Below are 25,030 nucleotides of genomic sequence, written 5' to 3'. Positions count from 1 at the left end.
TTATTCTCCTTGCTGCACGAACTGTGCGGGGTCTGCTAACAACTTGCGGTTAATAATGCGATGAGCGGGTAGACGATCACCTTCGACAATCGCTACGACACCAGCGACTGCATCTTCACTAACGCGAGTGCTGCCTTCTGTTGTCACACCACCAATATGGGGTGTCACCACAATGGCGTCTTCTTTAAGGAAAGGGTGATCCGCTGATGGAGGCTCAACGGCAAACGTATCAAGACCAGCGCCAGCTAAATGACCAGACTGGATCGCTGCAACCAGCGCATTTTCATCAATCAACCCACCACGAGCGGTATTGACGATGTAGCTACCTTTTGGCATTCGCGCGATATTCTCTGCGTTAATGATCTCGCGAGTTTGATCAGTCAACGGGCAATGCAAGCTAAGAACATTGCTATTCACTAGCATCTCTTCAATGCTGTCGCAGCGTGTCACACCGTACTCTGCAAACACCTCATCACTCGCATAAGGGTCATAGCCAAATAGGTTAAGGCCAAAAGCTTTCGCCATTTTAGCTGTGGCTTGCGCAATCGCACCCATACCAAATAGACCCATATTTTTGCCTGCCAGCTCTACTCCCGAAAATCCAGGCTTTTCCCAGCGGCCAGCTCGTAGACTCTCATCAAGCGGCAAAACACGCTTAACAGCAGAAAACATCAAAGCAATCGCATGCTCAGCCACCGAAACAGCATTTGCGCCGGTTGCAACAACAACAGGGATATTGCGCTTCGCAGCCGCGTCGATATCAATGTTGTCTACACCAACACCGTGCTTTGCAATGACTTTAAGGTGAGGAAGACCTGCATCAAGCGTTTCAGCATCAAGCCGGCCCATGCGCGAAATAACACCGACAGCCTGAGTCTCACGAAGTAAGCTAGCAATGGTGTCACTGTCTGCATAAGGAGGAGTATGAATAGGGGTGTAACCCTTTTCTTCCAAGAATTTGGTAGCACTAGGCGCCAGCCCAGGCCCTGTAACAAGGATATTTTTCGTTGCCATATTCTTCTTATCATCGTTTAGAAAAACAATCACCCCGAACGTCAAACACTAAGTAAGGACGTCTGAGATTCGATGAAAATAGACTACGAGAAACATTTGCTTTAGTATATCGAATAATATTTTACAATATATAAAGGTTATCTTTATTTATGAATACAAGACACCTTAAAACTTTGTTAGCGATCCACAAATACAAGACCTTTTCGCAGGCGGCAGAAAAAGTGAATTTGACTGCGGCCGCTGTTGGGCAGCAAGTAGTTTCGCTAGAACAAGAACTTAGAACACAGCTCTTCGACCGAACCACTCGACCACCCACTTTTACCCCTCAAGGGTTACAAGTCATTGAAATGGCGAGCAAGATCATTCGTTTAGAAGAAGACACCAAGCTATCTTTACGCGGAGATTTGATCACTGGCACTTTAATGATTGGTTCTGTTCGCTCTAGCGCCGTCAATGTTGTGCCAGGGGCCATGGTCAAAATGCGATCTAAATACCCAGATTTGAAAACCAACCTTCGCATAGGACTTTCTGCACAGCTTGTGTCAGATGTCGCTTCGGGCCACCTAGATGCTGCCATCATCGCGGAGCATATCAGTATTCCTCAACATTTAACTTGGCAGCCTTTTTTAGATGAACCTCTATGGCTGATACTGCCCAGCAACATGGCGATACGACCACTAAAAGACATGCTAAATGAATATCCATTTATTCGTTTTAAAAGTGCCGTACCACTAGCCAATGTTATTGATGCCGAACTCTCATCAATGGGTGTAATCACCAATGATGTCGCAGAGGTGGATACCATCAATGCTCTGATAACCTGCGTACGAAGTGGCTTAGGTATTACAGTCGTTCCACACATGTTTCTAGTAGAATCAGAAATGACTAATCTAGTAAAAATCGAGTTTGGGACCCCCCAATTGTCGCGAAAGATTGGGATCGTCGAACGAATAAACAATCCGAGAAAAGTGATCATCGAAGAGCTACACAACCATTTGGCGGAGCAAAGTGGTACACATGGCATTGCGCGAGCTGAAGCTAAGGTTGACTAGAGCGTATTTGTCTGGGGAGAACGAGAACAAGCCATAGCCTTGTTCTCGTATGCATCTCATGTTTACAAGCGTTTTACTTCCAAGGTGTCTCCTGCCAAATCTGTGCAGCAATGTCATTTTGCTCTTTGGCTAGAGATTCATATGACATGCCACTCCTATATTGGACTGGTGTGCCACGACTCTTCATATCCGCTAGAAAATCTGGATCCATTGAAAGGTTATCGAGCGCGACTTTAAGTGTTTTTAGCGTTGCCTCAGGCAACCCAGCTGGGGCAACTAAACCTCGGTATGAGCCCATTTCAACATCGTAGCCCAGCTCTTTCGCCGTAGGAATGTTTGGCGCTTGAGGTAAACGTTTATCAGACAATACGGCTAATACCTGTAACTCGTCGTCAAAACCAACCGTTTGACTAAACGCCATTGTTCCCATATTGACGTGACCACCCAAAATAGAAGTACGCGCCATAGCAGCACCTTTAAATGGTACGTGCGTTAGCTTAATATTCGCGGCGTTGGCAAATTGAATAGCCGAAAAATGGTCATTTCCTCCTAGAGACGCCAAACCAACAGTCCAAGCCCCCTGTTTTTCCTTCGCAACTTCAATCAGCTCTTCAACACTGGTAATACCCGATTTTTTACTTACCACTAAGGTGTTTGGATCAGACACAAAGTTTGCCAACCACGTGTAACTGTCTGCGCTGTAATCTGCTTGTCGATCGTAGGTCAATGCCAATGCCGCCGGCAGATTCATTGTACCTAAGGTATAGCCATCTGCATCGGAGGTCGCGACTTTTGTGAACCCTATTTGACCTCCCGCTCCGGGATAGTTTTTTACGACCATTGCAGCGTCTTTTCCTAAATACGCTTCTAGGTGGGAGGCAATGGTTCGAGCCATCACATCCGTTCCACCACCAGCCGAATACCCTACTACCACCTCCACTGTTTTTTCGGGGTAGTCATTAGCGAAACTCAGTTGCGCAGACATTGAGGTCGTAAGCACTAAAGCAGATATGATCGAAGTACATCCCAGTTTTTTCATGTTTCACCTTTTAGATTTATTGTATGTGAGCAACACAGCAGCAAATGACATCAAATGCCGCCTCTTCTTCCTGCAAAGCATCTTTAAAAAGACACAATGTTTCTCTACGCACTACCCTCTCTTTATTTGATATATGGAACGGGCAGTACCTTGGAAAACCAGATCGCGTTCATGGGCACTCCAATGCTCTGATACGCGACAAAAGGCATTCCATAGAACGCCATATGAATAACTACCTTTATCTACGGGAAAATTGCTTTCAAACATGCATCGTTCATGTCCAAATAGCTCAATACAAACATTGATGTAGGGAGCAATGTGTTGGGCTAACTCTTTAGAAGAGGGCGGCATTGGTTTTTTCGAAAACTCGAAGCCCATTATCGGCATTCCGAATCCACCCAATTTGATGGACACGTTAGGACAATTGGCAAGCTCTGACAGTGCCACGCGCCATTCTGAGAAATGTCGTTCGCGGTTAATACTATACGTACCTACCCCTAACGGGCCGCCCGCATGATTGATAACTATCCGTAACGATGGTAGGGCACGAGCAAGCTGTGTGACTTCATGCAGTTGGCTTTGATACACCCATAAATCCAACAGCAAGTCACGCTGAACTAACTGTTCTGCTCCTGCTATGAATTCTTTTGTGAGCATCAGCCCTTCGGGAACCGGAACAGGGTTTGATCGGATCACATCTTCCGCGTGTGCAGCGACGGGCGTACGCACTCCCTTAAACAGTCCGCCTCCGGCTTCCTGCATAGCGTCGAGTACGGTTGCCACTTTACTTCCTAACAATAAATTAGCACCGCCCACGATAGCTGCGGATACGCTTGTTTTTCCGTAGTATCCACTGTTAGCCTGCGCTGCTACACCTCGTACGAATTCGACCTCACCGACTGGCTTCATCTCCTCCGCTCCATGTTGGCGATACATGGAACGACACTGTACAAAGACGGAAGCAACCACATTACGACCACTGAAGCCAATGTCATCAGCGTATTCTTCAAGCAAATATCGAAAGCCTGAGCGATCCCATAAATGATGGTGCGCGTCCACAATCTCCAACTCAGGCAGCAGTGGATCCTCTACTACCTGAGCAAGCCATTCTGAATTTGGGTTGGGATTAGGCGACGAAACCACCATTCTTTGTTGCCATGACGGCAATGTAATCCGTTGGTCTGGCTGATTAGAGGCGCGAGACATTAGGTTCCCTTTTTACTCGGTTATGTGCTCAACAAACTAAAATCGATAAAGCGTTGCAGGATTACCACTGAAGCAAGCAATAAATTGCTTGGTCGTCAGCACATTTTTATAGAATGACAGCATATCGATTGTTTTAGGTAGAGGTTCAGAGGTCATAACGTGAGGCCAGTCACTCCCCCAAAGGCAACGCTCGGTGTAACGCCCCGCTAGACTCTCTACAATGTCGGTTAGATCTGCGTAACTCCCCACTTTTTGACTCACTCGCGTAGGGGCCAACTTGATCCAAACTCGCCCTGTATCGAGCAAACGGCACAACTGATTACGTTGCTCTAGATCTGAGGGGTCACAATGACCAAAGTGGTCAAGCACTACAGATTGCCCTTCTGGGAGCTTGCTTAGTAAGCATCTCAGGCGTTCGTATCGCGCAGGCTCGGTATTGATTTCAACATGCCAATCCACCTCAGCACCCTTTGCTGCAAGCTCGGGCAAACGCTCTAGATCATTGATACCAAGTCTTGAACGGTCTTGAATACGAAGTGCTCGCACGCCCGCATTCGCAAGCTCTTCCAGACCCACACTGTGCTCATCGATCATAGCGACACCGCGCAGCATCAATTCGTCTTGATGTAACAGTGTATCCAACAAACGAGAATTATCCGTTCCATCAATTGAGGCTTGAATCACCACCGCTCTACCAATATCTTTGGTTGTCGCTTCAGTAATAAAGTCACTCAAATCTTTAGCTGGCGCAACGTACTTAGACGACTGAATCACTTCATGTCGACTAAAGACATGCATGTGACTATCACACAGAATGAAATCAGACTTAGACATTGGACGAACCTTTTTGTTGACGCTGTTTCCGCAATAAAGGAATGCATAAACTGATCAGTATGCTGATAGCAGTTAAACCGAGTAATGCCAACGCGATACCTGAGTTCCAGAAAATATCCAAGCTACCATTACTCGTTAACATTGCCTGACGAACGCTTTGTTCAAGCGGTGTACCTAGGATCAAGCCGATTAACAGTGGAGGTAATGGAAAATCTGCACGACGTAAAAGAAAGCCGACAAAACCTGCCCCCAACATCACCCAAACATCAACAAGGCTATTATTGACAGAAAATGCCCCAAGCAATGCTAAAACCGTAATGGTTGGAAACAAGTGACGTGGCTGGATACGTATTACGTGAACAGCTACTTTAAACAGTAACAATCCAAAGATGATGGTTGGAATCGAAGATAAAATAAGCGCTTCAAAGATCGCATAAACTTCTACGCCATAATCCCGGAATAGAAATGGGCCTGGTGCAAGTCCTTGCAGCATAAACGCCCCTAGAATGACTGCCGTCACCGCATCTCCGGGGATACCTAATGCCAAAGTGGGTATCAACGCACCACCCGTAACGGCATTATTTGCGGCCTCAGGTGCTGCAACACCTTCATCAGCGCCTTGACCAAACTTGTGTGCTTGCTTTGAGCGAGCGCGAGCTAAACCATAGCTCATGAATGCAGGCACGGTCGAACCAATACCGGGCAAAATTCCAACAAATGTTCCAATAAGAGATGACCATAATAGCGTCGCACGCATACGCCACATATCTACAAAGCGCACCTTACTCGGAACAATTTTGGGCAAATCAACTGGCTCTTTAATCGAGGATTGCTTCTGAAATAGCTTCAAAAACACCTCTGACATAGCGAACAAACCTACGAGCACAGGAATAAGTTGTAAGCCATTCTCCATAGCAAAACTATTAAACGTAAACCGTGGGGTACCTTCTATTGGGTCAAGCCCAATAATGCTTGCGAACACCCCCAACAACACCATTAGTGCCGCATCAAGTCGGACGCCGCCACCAAATAAAACAATCACAAGAAGTGCAAACAACATCAGCGCCGCCATTTCAGCTGGACCGAAGTTTAAAGCAAATGAAGCAAGAGGCTCAGCAAGCACAATCAACACAAGACAACTAAAAATATTACCCGCAACACTTGCATACAGTGCCACCCGCAATGCCCGGCCACCTTCACCTTTTCTCGCCATAGCGTAGCCATCAATTGCGGTGGCAGCCGACGAAGGTGTTCCTGGTACGTTTAACAAAATGGCTGAGATTGAACCACCAAAAATGGCACCTTGATACACACCTAATAGCAGCGTAATCGCGGGAATAGGAGACATCGTAAACGTAACAGGAATTAGCAGCGCTATAGCCATGGTCGGCCCTAACCCTGGAATAGCGCCAATAATAATACCCGTTACGATCCCAGATACTGCGGCAACCAGTACCCAGATATCCATTAATGCATTAAACGCATCAAGCAACATGTTATGAATCTCCAACGACAGGATTATGGTAGAGGGATGTTAAGACCGTACTGGGCACCAAGCGTTACAAGCGTTGCAACAAGAAATGGAAGGCCTATATATAAAAGAATATTTCGTTCGCCCAAAACAAGCGCTGTTGCACTGGCTGCAATAAACGAACTGATTAAGAAGCCTACGCTTGGCATAAACCACAATGCCCAAATTAGTGTCCCTACCACGAGCAAAACTCGTATCCATCCTGTCAACGGCCCCACGGGGTCATCTGCTTTTTTGATACGTGCTACGCAACACAAAATAGCGGTCACAATGATAAGACCAAGCACGATACGCGGAAAAAACCGCGCATCGAACAAAGAATCTCCAAAACTAAACACTTGTACTTGCGTATCTAATGTCCAGAGCCCTAAACCCGCAAACACAGCTAGCATTAGGCAAACGAGTGACTGGAGGCCACTGTTTGCCCATAGCTTTGAAAGATTACCACTCATTACTTCTGGCTCAACTCTTTCGCAACGTTGCGGTAAGTCTCAAGGTTAGATTGGATGATTCCGCCCAACTTCTCGCCCGTCATCACCCTTACTGGTTGATTCAACTTCGTCATGAATGCTTTAAATTCATCGGACTTAGCGACCTTTGTAAAGGTCATTTCAAGCTGCTCAACAATCTCTGGGTCCGTTCCCGCAGGTGCCATAACACCTACAACAGACGGAAACTCTACGTCATATCCAGCTTCTTTTAGGGTCGGAACCGACTCAAAGTCAGGGTCACGACTGTCATCTAAAACACCTAACAATCTCAATTTCGAATCCAAAACCAGATCGCGATACGCTGGCACAAGAGCGACATCAACGTGTTTACCTAGTACAGCAGCCGTGGCGGAACCCGCGCCATTAAATGGCACATGTTTTAGTTTTGCGCCAGTTTGACGTGCAATCAGTTCAAACGATAAGTGTGGACCGCCCATTGCACCGGCTGTACCGTAGCTAATAGAAGTGCCTGATTTGGCCGCTTTTATTAACCCATCAAACGTTTTGTAAGGGCTATCAGCAGGTACCAAAACACCATGGTAAGGGCCTGAGTAATTTAGGATTGGAGTAAAGTCTTTTACAGAATCGTAGCCGACAGGGCGAACAGCTGGCGTAACAAATAGTGGAGAGGATGTCGTTGCAATAAGTGTATAGCCGTCCGCTCTTGCATTCGCTACTGAACGCATTGCATTTGTACCACTTGCACCTGGGCGGTTCTCTACAACAATCGGTTGCCCCAGTTCAGCTTCGGCTAGACTAGACAGTTTACGCGCCGAAATATCAGTGGTACCGCCAGCGCCATATGGAACGACGACAGTAATAGGCTTAGTCGGAAAGTCATTAGCATAGGCACTTGAAATACCAACTAACAAAGCCAAGGCGGAACATTTAATCAATTTTGAGCTAGATAGTTTCATCATTTAGGTTCTCGCATAGTGTTTATTCTTATTTGTAGAGACATCAACTAAAACAGTGCGTGTGCGACAATTTGAAGGAATGTCTACATAACAGAATTATTAAGGTATACAATCGATAAATTCCAATAGTATTTTTTTGAAAAACAATAAATATGAATGATCAATTTGAATTACGTGATCTCATTTACTTCCAACGCGTCGCTACTTTGGGACATGTCGGCAAAGCCGCTGAGCAACTTCACAAAACTCAACCCGCTTTAACGGGGGCCATACGCCGCATAGAACGCGCCCTCGATACACGCTTATTCGAGAAAGATGGGCGCAATATTCAGCTGACAACTGCTGGAGAACTTTTATTACAACGATCTCATACCATACTCGGAACCGTCCATGACGTCGCTTTAGAAATCAAAGAGCTGGAATCCGGCGTTAAGGGACAGGTAAAATTAGGCCTCGTGCCGACCGCTGCACACCATATATTACTGCCGATCGTAAACATTCTCACCCAAGACTTTCCTAGCATTAAACTCAAAACGACCATCGGGCAAACAGACTTACTGTATGACAAGCTCAAAGAACGAGAGCTCGACCTTGTCATTGGCTTAAATGGCGATTTAGACCCCGATTTCAAATGGGTTCCCTTTTATCAAGACACCATGGTTGTTGTCGCCAATAGCTCCCACGACGTCTTCAAAGGCAAAATCAACCTGAGCCACTTAGTGAATTTTAAGTGGGTATTAGCACCTACTTCAGTTATGAGCCGCCAATGGCTTGACCGAACGTTTGAGATGCATGGCTTGACGAAACCCGATGTACAAATCGAAACCAATTTATTACTTATGATCCCTTCCGTGATTATGAAAACCGAGTTGCTAAGCTTCATCTCTAGACGAAACCTAGAGGGTGTCGACACATCTAAAAAACACCTTAAAGAAGTACCTATTCCGGAGTTATGTATGGAAAGGCATTACAACGTCATAAGCCGTAAAGAAGGCTATCTCTCACCCGCTGCGACATGCCTGAGGGACATATTCATACAACAAGGGCGACGTATATTTGATGGCAGTTAGAGATAGATTGATTCAACCAAACCTAGTATTTCAATACGCATTGCACCAAACTGCGTCAGACGCACTTAAAGTGAGCACTCAATTTACCGCACCCCAAAAAATCAACATAATAATTAGGATCCAAACATTCTTAGGTGAATTTCGTTACACATTATTCTATTAATTATTTAATGTTACGAATTTCATGTAAGTCATTGATAGTTATAACAATAAAAACAGCAGTATAATTTTTCTATTCGGACTTAACATCGCAATTGAGCAAGAAAATTTCAAGCTTGGCACAGTAAGTGCTTTCATAATTCATGTTCGTACCCTTGGAAAGTCGAACATCACAATTTAGAAAATAGAGAGCTAGGGTTCCGATGTCATTTATTAGTGGCGTGACTGGTCCGAGAGCTTTCGACCTTGAAGTTTCAAGGTTACACGGCGGGACAAAAGCCCGGGAGACCGCATGGCGATTATTGCCAAGGGTACTCCATGTGTAATTAAACAAACTGAAAAGGTGACTTCCTATGAAATTCCCCACGAAAAAAGTTTCCGCTCTACTGTTTGCTCTCGCCGCGTCTACCCCAACTCTTGCGCAAGATAACTTCAAAGTCTGCTGGTCAATCTACGCAGGCTGGATGCCGTGGGCCTACGCTAGCCAATCAGGCATTATCGATAAGTGGGCAGATAAGTACGATATTTCTATCGATGTTGTCCAGATCAATGACTACGTCGAATCAATGAACCAATACACCGCAGGTCAATTTGACGCATGTACCATGGCACAAATGGATGCTCTAACCATTCCGGCCGTAGGCGGCGTCGACAGTACCGTTCTGATCGCTGGTGACTACTCTAATGGTAATGATTCCGTCATTCTATTGGGCAAAGACTCGCTCGAAGACATCAAAGGCCAGCGCGTCAACTTGGTGGAATACAGTGTCTCTCATTACCTACTAGCGCGCGGCTTAGAATCAGTCGGAATGAGTGAGCGCGACGTTCAAGTAGTCAATACATCTGATGCGGATCTCGTGTCTGTGTTTGGTTCAGGCGATGTCTCTGCAACCGTCACATGGAATCCATTAGCCAGCGAAATCCTTTCCATGCCAAACACCTACGATGTATTTAATTCATCACAAATCCCAGGTGAAATCATTGATGCTTTGATCGTGAATACAGACACCTTGAACGCGAACCCAGCCTTAGGCAAAGCGCTAACGGGAGCATGGTTTGAAATCATGGCCGAAATGTCAGGCGACAGCGATAGCGCTAAAGAAATCCGTACCATTATGGCTGAGGCGGCTGAAACAGACCTAGAAGGCTACGATGCACAACTTGCCAAAACCCACATGTATTACACCCCAGAAGCGGCCCTTGAGTTAGTCAATAGTCCTAAATTGGTTGAAACTATGACCAACGTGGCAGAGTTTTCATTCGAGCATGGTCTATTAGGTGAAGGCGCTCCCGGTGCCGATATAGTGGGCATTGAAATGCCAGCAGGCACTTACGGAGATCCAAACAACATCAAGCTTCGCTTTGACAACACCTACATGCAAATGGCAGCGGACGGTCAGCTGTAAGCTCCTCTAAGGCGCGCTGTGCCGATTTAGGCCCAGCGCGTTCCTAAGAATTTTTGCATGAAGGCGCTTGTATGAAAAAATTAATTAACTATACCCCCTCGTCGGCTAATCAAGTTTTGCTGGGTCTGTTGCCTTTTGCCGTGCTTTTGGTGATATATATGATTGGATCCGAGGCGCGCTTGGCCATCAACCCAAGCGATAAGTTACTGCCTTCGTTTGGACAAATGGGTGAAGCGATGTATCGCTTAGCTTTTGAACCCAGCCGTCGTACGGGAGAGCTGGTATTTTGGCAGGATACACTCAGCAGTCTGTTACGCCTGTTTGCTGGGGTGGGTATTGCCGCTATCTTTGGGTTATGCATTGGCGTCTTGACTGGAGCATTACCCGTACTATTTGCCAGCTTTGCTCCGTTGCTAACGGTCATTTCCTTGATTCCGCCTCTCGCAATACTGCCAATTCTGTTTATCGTGATTGGTCTGGGAGAAGCCTCCAAAATTACACTCATTGCCATAGGTGTAGCGCCGTTTATTGCACGAGATATTCAGCGCCGCACACAAGAGATTCCGAGCGAACAACTGGTTAAAGCTCAAACTTTAGGGGCGAGTACGCCTCAAATCTTGATTCGAGTATTACTTCCTCAGGTTATGCCGAAATTGATCGACGCCATACGCTTGTCACTTGGCGCTGGCTGGTTGTTTTTAATCGCCGCAGAAGCAATCTCTTCAACCGACGGTTTGGGCTATCGCATATTCCTAGTACGACGCTACATGTCGATGGACGTGATCTTACCGTATGTGGCTTGGATTACGCTCTTGGCCTTCTTGATTGATTACCTCTTAAGCGCCATCAATTCTCGACTGTACCCTTGGAATGCGGAGGGCAAATCATGAGCCAGCCTTTTATTGAAGCGCGTAATATCGGTAAGCAATACGGCCAAGACATTATCTTGGAAAACGTCACCACGACTGTTGAAGAAGGGGAATTCATTACACTAGTCGGCGCTTCCGGTTGCGGCAAGAGCACTTTTCTAAAAATGATCCTAGGCACTGAACAACCCTCCTCAGGTGAGTTGTTGCTGAATGGCGAGCCCATGCCAAACGAGCCAGGCCCTGAGCGCGGCATTGTCTTCCAACAATACTCGGTCTTCCCTCATATGACCGTATTGGAAAACGTCGTCGCAGCAAAGGGCTTTCAAAAAGCGTCTTTGACTGGTTATTTATTTGGAAACGAGAAGCGCCAAGCACGCCAAGAAGCCGCTGAGATGCTGACGCAAGTTGGCTTGAGTCATGCCCTAAACCGTTACCCACATGAGCTTTCTGGAGGTATGAAACAGCGCTTAGCCATCGCTCAGGCGGTCATCTGTAAACCTCGCATTTTACTTCTAGATGAGCCCTTTGGCGCGCTTGACCCTGGCATTCGAGCTGACATGCATCGGCTCATTCTCGATTTGTGGCGCACTCATAAACTCACCATTTTTATGGTGACGCATGACCTGAAAGAAGGCTTCTATCTCGGCACCCGTTTATGGGTATTTGACAAACTACGTCATGACCCACATGCCCCCAACGCCTACGGAGCATCGATCACTTACGACTTACCTGTGGATGCCACACAAGACAGTCTTTATCAAGAAATTGACGATCAGCTTCGCCCAACAAAAAGCACCACTATGACAGCAGATCTCACGGAGAGACAAACATGACACATTATGAAACGCTTATCCCACCCGCAAGCCATTGGTCTTTGCGCGTGCGTCGCGGAACACAAATCACCCTGACCGACGTCGAAGGCGACGCCAACGTGGGCATGGTATTTTACAACCCAGAAAACCTATTAGAGCGTTACAACGCTCCCGATACTTTAAAAGGTCAGCATACCTTCAAATTAACCGAAGGACATTGCCTCTACTCCGACATGGGCCGCGTCTTTGCTTCCATTATTAAAGACTCGGTGGGCTGGCACGAAACGGTCAGCGGCAATAGCCATGCGAGCCATATCGAAGCCAAATGGGGGGCTCGAGACTACCAATCAGACCGTAATGATTGGCACCAAAATGGCCATGATGCGATGCTGGTAGAAATGGCTAAATACGGTCTCACCCAAGCGGATTTAACCGCCAACCTCAATCTTTTCAGCAAGGTGCAGACCGATGCGGACGGCAATATGACACTCGCCCAACACAACAGCCCCGCTGGCAGTCACATCACGCTGCGCTTTGAGATGGACACGCTAGTGATCTTACACACCTGCCCTCACCCACTCAGCCAAGCCGAGCAATACCCACGTAAACCAGTGAAGCTATTACTGGAAAAAGCCGCGCCAGTGACTGAAGACGACTTATGTAAAAACTCTCGCCCAGAGAACCAACGCGGCTTTGCTAACAATGCCTTGTACCATTTCGGACTGGAGGCCTAACTCATGATTAAAGAAAGCTTATTACACGCAAACCAAGCGAACCAAAAGTACACCGTCGACGCTGGCGATTACTTCATTCGCTATATTCCAGCTGGGGCGACCTTTCGTTTTGTTGATTTAGAAGGCAACCAAGCGGCGGATACTCTATTTTATAACGCCCACAACCCAGCCGAACGCTACAGTGCCACTGACACTATCCGCGAGCAAGGCAATGTCTATTTAACCGCCGGCTCACAACTGCGCTCCAACGAAAACAACATCATGTTGGAAATTGTGGCTGATACCTGTGGCCGACATGACACCCTTGGCGGTGCCTGCGCCACCGAGAGCAATACCGTCCGTTACGACCTTGAAAAGCGTTGTATGCACGCTTGCCGTGATAGCTGGATGCTCGCCATCGCAGAGAACCCAGAGTTTGGCTTGGACAAGCGCGATATCAGCCACAACATTAACTTCTTTATGAACGTTCCTGTCACGGAAACAGGCGGGCTCACGTTTGAAGACGGCATCTCAGCGCCTGGCAAATACGTAGAAATGAAAGCTGAAATGGATCTGATTGTGCTGATTTCCAATTGCCCGCAATTGAATAACCCTTGTAATGGCTACAACCCAACACCAATCGATGTTTTGGTCTGGGAAGCGTAACACTCACCCTCGACTTTTCTAGTCAATTCAGTGGACGACCACTGTCGTATTTATGAGACCGGGACGACCCGGTGAAGGTTGAATCATGTTTCACACTGTCTTAATCGCTAACCGTGGAGCAATCGCTGCCCGAATCATTCGTACGCTCCAACGCATGAACATCAAAGCGGTCGCAGTCTACGCCGAATCCGACGCCAAAAGCCGTCACGTAAAATTAGCCGATGAAGCCTACCCATTAGGCGAAGGTGCGGCGAGTGACACCTATTTAAATGTCGACACAATACTGCGCATCGCGAAAGCGTCCGGCGCTCAAGCGATCCACCCTGGTTATGGTTTTTTAAGTGAAAACGCGAATTTCGTACGCCGCTGCGAAGCCGAAGGCATCGCCTTCATCGGCCCGACGGATGAACACATGTTGGCGTTTGGTTTAAAACATCGCGCAAGAGCGCTCGCCGAACAAGCCGAAGTGCCATTATTGCCCGGATCTGAGCTTCTCACTGACCTCGACAGTGCGCTCGACATCGCGCAAAAAATTGGCTACCCCGTGATGCTGAAAAGTACCGCTGGAGGGGGTGGTATCGGGATGCATCTGTGTCACGATGACAAAGAGCTACAAGAGAACTTTGCCTCGGTCAAACGCCTAGGCGCCAGCAACTTTGCCGACGATGGCGTATTTTTAGAAAAATTTATCGCGCGTGCGCGACACATCGAAGTCCAAGTCTTTGCGGATGGACAAGGCTCCGCTCTCGCACTGGGCGAGCGCGACTGCTCCAGCCAACGTCGTAATCAAAAAGTGGTTGAAGAATGTCCCGCACCGAATCTAACCGACGCCGTACGTAAACAACTTCACCAGACCGCCGAATCTTTATTGGCGTCGGTCAGTTATCGCAACGCTGGCACCGTCGAATTTATCTACGACATGGATACGGATCTGTTTTACTTTTTGGAAGTGAATACTCGCTTACAAGTAGAGCATGGTGTCACCGAAGAAGTATACGGCGTTGATCTAGTTGAATGGATGGTACGCTTAGCGGCGGGCGAAGCGCTGAACCTCAATGAAAAGCGCGAGACGTTGACCCCTAAAGGCCACTCAATCCAAGTACGACTGTACGCCGAAGACCCTTACAAAGATTTTCAGCCAAGCCCAGGTTTATTGAGCTATGTAAACTTGCCAGCAAGCTATACCGAGTCGGATGCCCCCGCATCAGAGCAACGCATCCGCATCGACCATTGGGTAGAAAGTGGCATCGAGATCTCCCCGTATTTCGACCCAATGATCGCCAAAGTCATTGTGCATGATACAGATCGCACCGCAGCGCTTGCGCTCCTTCAATCCACACTGGAACACTGCACGTTATACGGTACCCAAACCAACCTTGATTACCTAAAACAACTGCTCGAAGATAAAACGTTACTTAATGGTGAAGTCAGCACGCGCTATCTCAACAGCTTTGTTTACTCACCAAAACGCATTGACGTATTAAGCGGCGGGACACAAACCACATTACAAGATTTCCCAGGTCGTCAACATCATTGGAACGTGGGCGTACCGCCGTCTGGGCCGTTTGATCGTTACCATAGTCGCTTGGCGAATCGCCTACTGGAAAACAGCGACGATGCCGCTACCATGGAAATTACCTTGCAAGGCCCAACCCTAAAATTCAGCTTCGAAACAGCGATCACACTCGCGGGCGCTAGCATTGATGCGAAGCTCGATGACGTCGCGCTGCCTCGCCACGAGGTCGTCATGGTAAAGCCCGGTCAGACCTTGACGCTGGGCCGCATAAAAGAAAGCGGCGCACGCGCTTATCTCGCCGTGGCCGGAGGCTTTAACTGCCCTGACTACCTTGGATCAAAATCGACCTTCACACTGGGGCAGTTCGGCGGGCACAATGGACGCGCGCTGCAAACGGGCGATGTCCTGACCACTCTAGATACCAAGGCACCCGCGGCTGGCACGCAATTACCCAGCGCCTTGATTCCAGAACTCGCGCATCACCATACGCTACGCGTGATCTACGGGCCGCATGGCTGCCCAGACTTTTTTACCGATGAAGACATCGACATGTTCTTCACTACCGATTGGGAAATCCACTACAACTCCAGCCGCACAGGCGTACGTTTGATTGGTCCGAAACCTAAGTGGGCGCGCCAAAACGGTGGCGAAGCAGGGTTACACCCTTCGAATATTCATGATAACGCCTACGCCTTTGGCAGCGTCGATTTCACTGGCGACATGCCGGTGATTCTCGGCCCTGATGGCCCATCATTGGGGGGCTTCGTCTGCCCTGCAACGGTGATCACCGCAGACCTGTGGAAGCTCGGCCAACTGCGCGCCGGCGATACCGTACGTTTCGTGCCAGTGACACTGGATGATGCCGTGGCCTTAGAAGCCGAGCAAAGCGCGTCGATCGCAACGCTCTCTTCACCAGAGTTAACTGTAGAAAGCTGCGGTATTACGTCTCCTATTTTGAAAACACTGTCCGCAGAGCAATTCGGTGACGACATCGTGTATCGCGCGGCAGGCGATCACTTCCTGCTCGTGGAATACGGCGAGCAAGTGCTCGACATCCGTCTGCGTTTCCGTGCTCATGCTTTGATGCAGTGGCTGGAACAGCATCCGTTTGCGGGTATGAAAGAACTCACGCCTGGGATTCGATCTCTGCAAATCCACTACGATAGCCAGCAGACCCGACACACAGCATTGCTTGAGCTGCTCGAACACGCTGAGCGTGCGTTAGGCGAGAAATTGGCCGAGCTGAGCGTACCGTCGCGTACTGTCTACCTGCCGCTTTCTTGGGATGATAGAGCCTGCCAAGAAGCGATTGATAAGTACGCCCAATCGGTACGATCCAACGCCCCTTGGTGCCCGAGTAACCTTGAGTTTATTCGTCGAATTAATGGTTTGGACAGCATCGACCAAGTGAAAGACATCGTCTTCAACGCCAGCTACTTAGTCATGGGACTGGGGGATGTCTACTTGGGTGCCCCCGTTGCGACACCCGTCGATCCTCGCCATCGTTTAGTGACGACCAAATACAACCCTGCGCGAACATGGACCGCGGAAAACTCCGTCGGTATCGGCGGCTCATATTTATGTGTCTACGGCATGGAAGGCCCAGGGGGATATCAATTTGTAGGGCGGACGCTGCAAATGTGGAATCGCTATCGCCAAACATCCGCTTTCAACAAACCTTGGTTGTTACGTTTCTTTGATCAGATTCGTTTTTACGAAGTCAGCCATGATGAGCTGCAGCAGATTCGCAAGGACTTCCCCCATGACAACTACCCAATACGCATCGAGGAAAGTAGCTTCTCACTATCGGAATACGAAGCGTTTGTTGACCGTCATCAAAGCGATATTGATCAATTCAAGACCACTCGTAACCAAGCGTTTGCGGATGAACTCGCTCGCTGGCATGCCAACGGCCAGTTCCATTTCGACCAAGACGAAGCCGAGCACACCGAGACCGATGTGACATGGAGCGAAGACGCAGTCGTGGTCGATAGCCCCGTGTCTGGCAGCGTTTGGCAAACCCAGGTGTCATCCGGAGAGCATGTGAAAGCCGGCCAACTCTTGGTGATTTTAGAATCGATGAAAATGGAAATCCCACTGCATGCGCCAAGCGATGGCGTGGTTTCAGATGTGTTGTTAAAAAATGGCAGTCGAGTCAGTGCCGGACAGGCCGTCGTCGTCCTTGAGGAACCCGTAACAGGAGAGTCAGCATGAGTATTATTGCACCACTAAAAGGCACCTTAGATATGGGGTTTGAAGCGCTGCGAGCCGCCTATCAATCACAACGTTTTACACCCGCAGAGCTGATGTCTGATATTCGCGAACGCGCTAAGGCTTATGAATCACACAATATCTGGATTCACCTACTTAGCGAAAAGGAACAAGCGGTGTGGCTGGAGGCTTTACAGGATAAAGACCCTGCCAGCCATCCCCTATGGGGCATTCCGTTTGCAATTAAAGACAACATCGACCTAGCTGGAATTCCGACAACGGCCGCCTGCCCTGAGTTTGCTTACACGCCCAGTGAGTCGGCACAAGTGGTTCAACAGCTCATCGACGCTGGTGCGATCCCGGTGGGCAAAACCAATCTGGATCAGTTTGCAACCGGCTTGAATGGCACACGCTCGCCTTATGGTGCATGCCACAACGCCTTTGATTTCGATTATCTGAGCGGCGGGTCCAGCGCTGGGTCTGCAGTTGCTGTGGCGCTCGGATTGGCGAGCTTTAGTTTAGGTACCGATACCGCTGGATCTGGGCGTGTTCCAGCGTGCTTTAATAATCTGATTGGTGTGAAACCCAGTATTGGTCTCTTATCCGCGACCGGTTTGGTGCCGGCGTGTCGCAGCTTAGACTGCATCTCGTTGTTTACTTACAACACCGATGACGCCAATACCGCACTGGCGGTGGCGGAAGGATTTGACCCTCGCGATGGCTACAGCCGACACAACCCCTTCGGCAATCAAGCGCGCCAATATGGTCTAAGACAAGGTCCGCTAACGGTTGGCGTGATTCCTCCGTCTCAGTTGAAGTTTTTTGGCGATGAACATTATGCCCAAGCCTACCAAGAGACCCTTCAAAAGCTGGCGGATGCGGGATTTGAATTCAAAGACATTGACTATGCTCCGTTCGACGAAATTGCTAAGCTGCTCTATGAAGGCCCATGGGTATCGGAGCGCTATATTGCCGCGCAACCTTTGATCGATACGAACCCAGAAGCCGTGTTTCCAGTCGTGCGAGAGATTATCGCACCAGGGGGCAAACCGCCCGCTACCGATTACTTCAAGGCTCAGTATCGAATCAAAGATTTGCAGCAAGTGTGCCTAGCGCAATTAGCCGAAGTGGACTGCCTGTTAACGCCAACGGCTGGCCGCCACTTTACCATTGAGGAAATGTTGGCAGAGCCGATCAAACGCAACAGTGAGCTTGGTTATTACACCAATTTTATGAACTTAATTGACCTCGCTTCGATTGCGGTACCTACCCTGTTCACCCAACAAGGCATGCCGTTTGGTATTACGTTAGTCGGTCCGACCTTCAGTGACAGAATGCTATTGTCGATCGCCAACCGTATTCAGCAAGCTCTTCCACTACCTAAAGGCGCGCTGGCAGAAAACGCAACGCCAAATACCTCCACTCCGGTGGGCAACGCAACGACGATTGATGTGGCGGTTTGCGGCGCTCACTTAGAAGGTCAGCCACTTAACTGGCAATTGGTTGAGCGAGGGGCAACGCTCAAACAGAAAACCTTCAGTGCCCCCGTGTATCGCTTGTATGCATTGGCCGGAGGCCCACCTATGCGCCCCGGTATGAGCTACGACAAACAAAACGGTACAGCTATCGAAGTCGAAGTTTGGCGTGTTCCCAGTGCAGAATTTGGCAGCTTTGTTGCAGGCATTCCTGCGCCATTAGGGATTGGGAAGTTGCAACTAGAAGATGGCAGTTTTGTCAGTGGTTTTATCTGTGAGGGGTACGCATTGGAGGACGCCAAGGACATCACTGAATTCGGTGGATGGCGTGCGTATTTAGAAAGTTAACACCAACCACTCAAAACAGAAAAAGCCCGAGGCGTAAGGGGATGCCTCGGGCTTCTTTATATCGCCAGCTAACTAATCAGCTGACAAATGCTTCAACAGGGCATCTACCGTTTGTTTCGCATCGCCGAACAACATGCGAGTGTTGTCTTTGAAGAACAGTGGGTTTTCTACACCTGCGTAACCACGGCTCATACCACGTTTCAGTACGATGGTGTGCTTACCTTTCCATGGCTCAAGTACAGGCATCCCCGCAATTGGGCTGTCTTCTACGTCGTTTGCAGCTGGGTTGACGATATCGTTCGCACCGATGACTACGGACACGTCTATTTTCGGGAAATCATCGTTGATTTCATCCATTTCGTACACGATGTCATAAGGCACTTTGGCTTCGGCCAGCAATACGTTCATGTGACCCGGCATACGGCCCGCTACGGGGTGAATACCGAAGCGTACATTTACCCCTTTTTCACGCAGTTTCTTAGTGATCTCGAATACCGTGTGCTGTGCTTGCGCAACGGCCATACCGTAACCTGGGATGATCATGACTTCTTTCGCTGACTCAAGCATGTGTGCTGCTTCTTCAGACTGAATTTCAACGATTTCGCCTTGCTCTTCAGCGGCAGCACCCACTGCAGGAGCAGATTTTTTCTTCTTAGTACCGATACCACCAAGGATAACGTTCAAGAATTTACGGTTCATCGCACGACACATGATGTAAGACAGGATCGCACCAGAGCTACCAACGAGCGCCCCCACTACGATCAATAGGTCATTACCAAGCATGAAGCCCATGGCCGCTGCAGCCCATCCCGAGTACGAGTTCAGCATCGAGACAACCACTGGCATATCTGCACCACCGATTGCTACGACTAGGTGAGCACCGAATACCAACGCTAGGATAGTGATGATGTATAGGTAAACCATACCATCCGCTGCGCCTACCGCTGCGAATTGAACGATTAGGTACAAGGACACTAATACGATCGCAAGGTTGATCATGTGACGACCAGGTAGTTGCAGTGGGTTACCCGATACTTTGCCGCTTAATTTAAGATAAGCAACTAAAGAGCCAGTAAACGTCACCGCACCGATGAAAATACCTAACGAGGTTTCCACATCATGAATACGCTGCGCCACAACAGAAGCGGATTCACCGTGACCTAACGCGTTGGCAAAACCAACGAACACGGCAGCTAAGCCTACTAAGCTGTGTAGAATCGCCACCAGTTCAGGCATCGATGTCATTTCTACACGTTTGGCTAAGACATAACCAATGATACCGCCCGGCACCAAGCCGAGTAGCAAAAGGCCATAATTATCAGTCACTGCACCCGCAATGGTCACAACCATCGCTAGCGCCATCCCTAGGATGCCGTAGATATTACCGCGGCGTGCGCTTTCTTGGTGGCTTAAGCCACCCAGTGCCATGATGAATAAGGCGCTGGCTCCGATGTAGGCAGCCGTCATTACTCCAAAGTTCATTGTCGTCTCCTACTTACGGAACATTTTCAGCATGCGATGCGTCACGGCAAAGCCACCGACGATGTTGATGCTGGTGATAAAGATGGCCAAGGCCGCTAAAATCGAAACGATTACACTGTCGTTCGAAATCTGAGTTAACGCACCAACGACGATGATACTGCTGATGGCATTGGTCACACTCATGAGCGGCGTATGCAAAGAGTGACTGACACCCCACACCACCATATAACCGACGAAGCACGACAATACAAACACGGTTAAATGCCCCATAAATTCAGCAGGCGCAACACTGCCCACCCCCATTAGCAAGGCACCTACGATCAATACTGGCACAAGGAAACCAAAGGCACTTGGCTTCTTCTCTTCTTTCTTCGCAGACTCTTTGGCCTCCGGTAGCGGCTCACTTACATCAGTCTTTGGCGCCGCAGATAAACGTGGCGCCGGTGGTGGCCAAGTGATGTTGCCCTGTTTCACAACGGTGGCACCACGGATGACTTCATCTTCCATATTCAGGTCAATCTGACCGTCTTTGTTTGGACACAACTCAGTGAGCAGGTGGTAAATGTTGGTGGCGAACAACTGACTAGATTGCGCCGCCATTCGGCTTGGCAAGTTGGTATAGCCAATCAGTGTCACACCGTGAACATTCACTACGTCGTTGGCTTGGGTCAGCTTGCAGTTACCGCCTGTTTCAGCCGCCAAGTCCACGATCACACTGCCCGGTTTCATGGTACGGACCATCTCTTCGGTGATCAGTTCTGGGGCAGGTTTACCCGGAATAAGGGCTGTCGTTATGATAATGTCGACGTCTTTGGCTTGTTCAGCGAATAACGCCATTTCTGCGGCAATGAACTCAGGACTCATGACCTTGGCGTAACCACCTTCGCCACTACCGTCTTCGTCATCGAAATCCAACTCTAGGAATTCCGCATCCATACTTTCGACTTGTTCTTTTACTTCAGGGCGCGTATCGAATGCGCGTACAATGGCACCCATGCTTTTCGCCGCACCAATGGCGGCAAGACCTGCAACGCCGGCACCGATAACAAGCACTTTCGCTGGCGGTACTTTACCTGCTGCGGTGATTTGTCCCGTGAAGAAACGTCCGAAATGTTGTGCTGCTTCAACGACCGCACGATAACCTGCGATGTTTGCCATCGAGCTCAATACGTCCATCTTTTGCGCACGTGAAATACGTGGTACGGCATCCAAAGCGACAGCATTTGTGCCTCGTTCTGCTAATTGATTTAGCTTCACTGAGTTCTGCGCTGGATAAAGGGTACTAATTAACGTCTGATTTTGACCCAAAAGCTCAATGCCATAAAAGCCTAGCTCTGGGTGTTCAATAGGTGGGCGAACTTTGATCAACACGTCTGAATCGTGCCACAGTGCTTTGGTATCACTGGTGACTTCAACGCCCGCAGCTATATACGCCTCGTCTGAATAAGACGCCGCCGCTCCTGCGCCACTCTCAATCACCAAGTCGAAACCTAGCTTTTTGACCCTTTCCGCAACAGCTGGGGTCATCGCCACCCGCAACTCGCCGTCTTCTATCTCTTTCGGTATTCCAATTTTCATAATGATGCCGTACTTATTTTTGTTCGAGTTTAAGCAGAAGTTTTCTTACATAACCACTTAAGTAGACTACCACCCAATATAAGTCATGTGAATACAACCCATATCGACTATCACTCTACATTATTAGCGATAAAGCCAATTAGAAACCAGCTCCCCCAAGCGATCTTGCACACAAGCGTCAGTACAGGTTGCGATTGCGACGAAATTTATACTTTTGTAATGTTTTTATTCATATCTGTAGAGTTGGAATGGGATTGGCAGAAGATTTTGCACAAGTGTTGATTTGCAGCAGTGCTTCATATAAAAGTTAGGCCACATTTCTTAGTAGCGATTTTAAAAACATATGCGTCAAAGCACTTGAATGTGTCGCAATAAGATAAATTAGAGCAATGTACCTATGCTAATGTGCGCTTCAGTTTTAAACTTTTGATAGCGGCAGTTAAGGCTCTTCGTGAGAACTGTACACGTACAACTCTGCCCTACTCGATTTCAACCGTTACAATAATAAGCAACACTTCCGCCAGATTTTACTGACAACTTTGTCACTGGGCGATAGGAGGAAATACAATGACTACATCTAAAGCAGTTGCATGGGAGCCAGTAACTGCCCAGGCCATCATTGATGAGCTCAAGTGTAAACCAGGAGCTCTATTACCTATACTTCACGCTATTCAGGACCGCTTTTCTTACGTCCCTGAAGAAGCGGTTTCCTTGATCGCTCAGGCGCTAAAGTTAACTCGTGCAGAAGTTCACGGTGTGATCAGCTTCTATCACCATTTTCGCACGCATCAACCAGGTCGACATGTTGTCGAAATCTGCCGTGCAGAAGCTTGTCAAGCGCAAGGATCCCGCGCACTCGAAGCACACGCCAAATCTGTTCTCGAGGTGGATTATCACCAAACGACGGCCGACCGTAACATCACTTTAGAGCCGGTCTACTGTTTAGGTAACTGTTCCTGCGGTCCTTCTATCCGCGTGGGTAACGACATTCATGCAGACGTCGATGCAACACGATTTGACGAGTTAGTAGAAGGGCTTAAAACTGATCGAGTGGAGATTCTGTCATGACATTTCGCATTCACGTTCCTTCAGACACGACTGCCAAAGCACGCGGTGCAGATCGCCTTGCTCGTCTCATTGAAATCGTTGCTGAAGAGCATAAAATCGACGTCGACGTGCGTCGCAACGGCACGCGCGGTTTGTACTGGATCGAACCACTGGTTGAAGTCGATACAGCTGAAGGTCGATACGGTTTTGGCCCAGTTAAAGATAGTGATGTTGAATCCTTATTTGCCGCAGAGTTTTGGAAAGGCAATGTTGAACATGATTTAGCACTGGGCTTAGTAGAAGAAATCCCTTACCTAAAACGCCAAGAGCGCTTTACCTTCTCTCGTCTCGGTATCACAGATCCAGTTTCGCTTGAAGATTACCAAGCAAACGACGGTTTTAAAGGTCTAGAAAACGCCATCAAACTTTCCTCTCAACAAATCGTTGATGCCGTAAAAGAGTCAGGCCTACGGGGCCGTGGTGGTGCAGCCTTCCCAACTGGCATCAAGTGGCAAACCGTGCTGGATGTAGAATCCCCGAAGAATCAAAAATACATCGTTTGTAACGCCGACGAAGGTGACTCCGGTACATTCGCAGACCGCTTAGTCATGGAATGTGATCCTTACATGCTGATTGAGGGTATGACCATTGCAGGTTTAGCGGTTGGCGCAACGCAGGGTTACATATACTGTCGTTCTGAATACCCGCTTTCAATCGAAAACTTGAATAAAGCGATCAATACCGCATACGAAAACAATCTATTAGGTGCTGACATCCTAGGCAGCGGTAACCACTTCGATCTAGAAGTACGCATGGGAGCCGGTGCCTACATCTGTGGTGAAGAAACGTCACTACTTGAGAGTTTAGAAGGCAAACGCGGCCTAGTGCGCGCGAAGCCACCATTGCCAGCGATTGTCGGCCTATTCGGTCAACCTACCGTGGTTAACAACGTATTGTCTTTAGCGGCTGTGCCATTCATTTTGGACAAAGGCGCGAAAGCCTATGCCGATGTCGGTGTTGGTCGCTCTCGCGGCACTTTACCATTCCAAGTCGCGGGTAATGTTAAGTACGGTGGTTTGGTGGAATTAGCATTCGGACCTACACTGAATGAACTAATGTTTGAATTCGGTGGTGGCACACGCAGTGGTCGTCCGTTACGTGCTGTGCAAGTTGGCGGTCCTTTAGGAGCCTATCTGCACGAAAGTCAGTGGGATACACCATTAGGGTATGAAGAGTTTAGCCAAAAAGATGCCGTATTGGGTCACGGCGGTGTGGTCATGTTTGATGACACGGTTGATATGAGTGAGCAAGCACGCTTCTCTATGGAGTTCTGTGTTGCTGAGTCTTGCGGTAAATGTACGCCATGTCGTATTGGTTCTACCCGTGGTGTCGAGGTCATTGACCGTATTCGCGAAGGTAAGAACGTCGACGCCAATATGGAGTTGTTGTCTGACCTATGTGAGACCATGCTAGACGGTTCTCTTTGTGCTATGGGCGGTATGACCCCCTTCCCGGTACAAAGCGCCATGAAACACTTTACTGAGGACTTCGTTAAGAACGCGGCTTCAGCGACCCAAGCGAAGGAGGTCTGATT

At 48.5% G+C, this 25,030-nt stretch carries 20 protein-coding genes and 1 riboswitch; of the genes, 11 read left to right on the top strand and 9 right to left on the bottom strand.

What is annotated here, in order from left to right:
• The gene (locus DN730_RS08830) at positions 1-1,014 is read right to left on the bottom strand and encodes a hydroxyacid dehydrogenase (protein WP_115467753.1); all 1,014 of its coding nucleotides are present in this window, start codon (positions 1,012-1,014) and stop codon (positions 1-3) included.
• 149 nt (positions 1,015-1,163) lie between these two features.
• Here DN730_RS08830 and DN730_RS08825 point away from each other — a divergent pair, with 149 nt between their 5' ends.
• Positions 1,164-2,066 (top strand): LysR family transcriptional regulator, encoded by a 903-nt coding sequence (locus DN730_RS08825; protein ID WP_115467752.1) that lies wholly within the window; start codon positions 1,164-1,166, stop codon positions 2,064-2,066.
• Positions 2,067-2,139: 73 nt separating this feature from the next.
• Here the strand turns inward: DN730_RS08825 and DN730_RS08820 are convergent, their stop codons facing one another.
• From DN730_RS08820 to DN730_RS08795, 6 genes are all read right to left on the bottom strand, one after another.
• Positions 2,140-3,105, bottom strand: coding sequence for a Bug family tripartite tricarboxylate transporter substrate binding protein (locus DN730_RS08820; RefSeq protein WP_115467751.1), 966 nt, complete (start codon positions 3,103-3,105; stop codon positions 2,140-2,142).
• Between the two features lie 111 nt (positions 3,106-3,216).
• Complete coding sequence (locus tag DN730_RS08815; RefSeq protein ID WP_211313857.1) at positions 3,217-4,311, bottom strand: amidohydrolase family protein; 1,095 nt, start codon at positions 4,309-4,311, stop codon at positions 3,217-3,219.
• Between the two features lie 36 nt (positions 4,312-4,347).
• Positions 4,348-5,145 (bottom strand): amidohydrolase family protein, encoded by a 798-nt coding sequence (locus DN730_RS08810; RefSeq protein WP_115467750.1) that lies wholly within the window; start codon positions 5,143-5,145, stop codon positions 4,348-4,350.
• Positions 5,138-6,640 carry a tripartite tricarboxylate transporter permease gene (locus tag DN730_RS08805; protein ID WP_115467749.1) on the bottom strand — a complete coding sequence of 501 codons (1,503 nt, stop codon included), beginning with the start codon at positions 6,638-6,640 and terminating at the stop codon, positions 5,138-5,140. Before DN730_RS08805 ends, DN730_RS08810 begins: the two co-directional genes overlap by 8 nt.
• 23 nt (positions 6,641-6,663) lie before the next feature.
• Positions 6,664-7,128: a tripartite tricarboxylate transporter TctB family protein gene (locus tag DN730_RS08800; protein WP_211313856.1), complete on the bottom strand. Its 465-nt coding sequence runs from the start codon at positions 7,126-7,128 to the stop codon at positions 6,664-6,666.
• Complete coding sequence (locus tag DN730_RS08795; RefSeq protein ID WP_211313855.1) at positions 7,128-8,087, bottom strand: Bug family tripartite tricarboxylate transporter substrate binding protein; 960 nt, start codon at positions 8,085-8,087, stop codon at positions 7,128-7,130. Before DN730_RS08795 ends, DN730_RS08800 begins: the two co-directional genes overlap by 1 nt.
• A 149-nt stretch (positions 8,088-8,236) precedes the next feature.
• Between DN730_RS08795 and DN730_RS08790 the strand changes: the two genes are divergently transcribed.
• The 8 genes from DN730_RS08790 (at position 8,237) to atzF (ending at position 19,329) form a co-directional block, all read left to right on the top strand.
• A complete protein-coding gene (locus DN730_RS08790; protein WP_115467748.1) occupies positions 8,237-9,154 on the top strand; it encodes a LysR family transcriptional regulator in 918 nt (305 codons plus the stop codon).
• 340 nt (positions 9,155-9,494) lie between these two features.
• Positions 9,495-9,602: riboswitch (guanidine-I (ykkC/yxkD leader) on the top strand.
• Positions 9,603-9,666: 64 nt separating this feature from the next.
• The gene (locus DN730_RS08785) at positions 9,667-10,719 is read left to right on the top strand and encodes a putative urea ABC transporter substrate-binding protein (protein ID WP_115467747.1); all 1,053 of its coding nucleotides are present in this window, start codon (positions 9,667-9,669) and stop codon (positions 10,717-10,719) included.
• Positions 10,720-10,790: 71 nt separating this feature from the next.
• Positions 10,791-11,609, top strand: a complete 819-nt coding sequence (locus DN730_RS08780) for an ABC transporter permease (protein WP_115467746.1) — start codon at positions 10,791-10,793, stop codon at positions 11,607-11,609.
• Entirely contained in the window at positions 11,606-12,421 is an 816-nt protein-coding gene (locus DN730_RS08775) for an ABC transporter ATP-binding protein (RefSeq protein WP_115467745.1), read from the top strand. Before DN730_RS08780 ends, DN730_RS08775 begins: the two co-directional genes overlap by 4 nt.
• Positions 12,418-13,134 carry an urea amidolyase associated protein UAAP1 gene (locus DN730_RS08770; RefSeq protein ID WP_115467744.1) on the top strand — a complete coding sequence of 239 codons (717 nt, stop codon included), beginning with the start codon at positions 12,418-12,420 and terminating at the stop codon, positions 13,132-13,134. The genes DN730_RS08775 and DN730_RS08770 overlap by 4 nt, the downstream gene beginning before the upstream one ends.
• Positions 13,135-13,137: 3 nt before the next feature.
• A complete protein-coding gene (locus DN730_RS08765; RefSeq protein WP_115467743.1) occupies positions 13,138-13,779 on the top strand; it encodes an urea amidolyase associated protein UAAP2 in 642 nt (213 codons plus the stop codon).
• 85 nt (positions 13,780-13,864) lie between these two features.
• Positions 13,865-17,509, top strand: coding sequence for an urea carboxylase (gene uca / locus DN730_RS08760; RefSeq protein WP_115467742.1), 3,645 nt, complete (start codon positions 13,865-13,867; stop codon positions 17,507-17,509).
• Complete coding sequence (gene atzF, locus DN730_RS08755) at positions 17,506-19,329, top strand: allophanate hydrolase (protein WP_115467741.1); 1,824 nt, start codon at positions 17,506-17,508, stop codon at positions 19,327-19,329. The genes uca and atzF overlap by 4 nt, the downstream gene beginning before the upstream one ends.
• 72 nt (positions 19,330-19,401) lie before the next feature.
• On the opposite strand, the gene pntB is transcribed toward atzF, so the two are convergent.
• Together pntB and DN730_RS08745 are read right to left on the bottom strand one after the other, a co-directional pair.
• Positions 19,402-20,811, bottom strand: coding sequence for a Re/Si-specific NAD(P)(+) transhydrogenase subunit beta (pntB, locus tag DN730_RS08750; protein WP_115467740.1), 1,410 nt, complete (start codon positions 20,809-20,811; stop codon positions 19,402-19,404).
• Positions 20,812-20,820: 9 nt separating this feature from the next.
• Entirely contained in the window at positions 20,821-22,389 is a 1,569-nt protein-coding gene (locus DN730_RS08745; RefSeq protein WP_115467739.1) for a Re/Si-specific NAD(P)(+) transhydrogenase subunit alpha, read from the bottom strand.
• Between the two features lie 567 nt (positions 22,390-22,956).
• On the opposite strand from DN730_RS08745, the gene DN730_RS08740 reads away from it, so the two are divergent.
• Both DN730_RS08740 and DN730_RS08735 read left to right on the top strand, forming a co-directional pair.
• On the top strand, positions 22,957-23,457 hold the full coding sequence (locus DN730_RS08740; protein ID WP_115467738.1) for a formate dehydrogenase subunit gamma: 501 nt from the start codon (positions 22,957-22,959) through the stop codon (positions 23,455-23,457).
• Complete coding sequence (locus tag DN730_RS08735; RefSeq protein ID WP_115467737.1) at positions 23,454-25,028, top strand: formate dehydrogenase beta subunit; 1,575 nt, start codon at positions 23,454-23,456, stop codon at positions 25,026-25,028. The genes DN730_RS08740 and DN730_RS08735 overlap by 4 nt, the downstream gene beginning before the upstream one ends.
• Positions 25,029-25,030: the final 2 nt, after the last annotated feature.

This window comes from Marinomonas piezotolerans, assembly GCF_003362755.1.
Lineage (GTDB): Bacteria > Pseudomonadota > Gammaproteobacteria > Pseudomonadales > Marinomonadaceae > Marinomonas > Marinomonas piezotolerans.
This window is presented reverse-complemented; position numbering and strand designations above follow the sequence as displayed.